The organism is Clostridium sp. DFI.1.208 (assembly GCF_024463855.1).
GTDB lineage: Bacteria > Bacillota_I > Bacilli_A > Erysipelotrichales > Erysipelotrichaceae > Clostridium_AQ.
Window position 1 is genome coordinate 1 of sequence record NZ_JANGCA010000339.1, and the last position, 255, is coordinate 255.

Annotated in this window: 1 protein-coding gene; it reads right to left on the minus strand. The window is 34.5% G+C overall.

What is annotated here, in order from left to right:
* On the minus strand, positions 1–255 hold a 255-nt coding region (locus tag NE665_RS24590; protein ID WP_256302793.1), incomplete at both ends, for a reverse transcriptase domain-containing protein.

A 255-nucleotide genomic window follows, 5' to 3' on the forward strand; every position in this document is an offset into this window, starting at 1 on the left:
AAGTCAACTATCCATTCATATCCCTCATTTAAGTATTGTAATACTTCTTCCATTGCCATTTGTGCATTTCTTCTTGGGCGATATCCAAAACTGTGTTCACTGAATATTGGCTCATAGATTTTATTTAGTACTTGAGACATAGCTTGTTGGATTACTCGGTCTACTACTGTTGGAATTCCTAATGCTCTTTGTTTTCCATTTGGTTTTGGAATATATACTCTTTTAACAGGCATTGGTCGATATTGCTTGTTCATT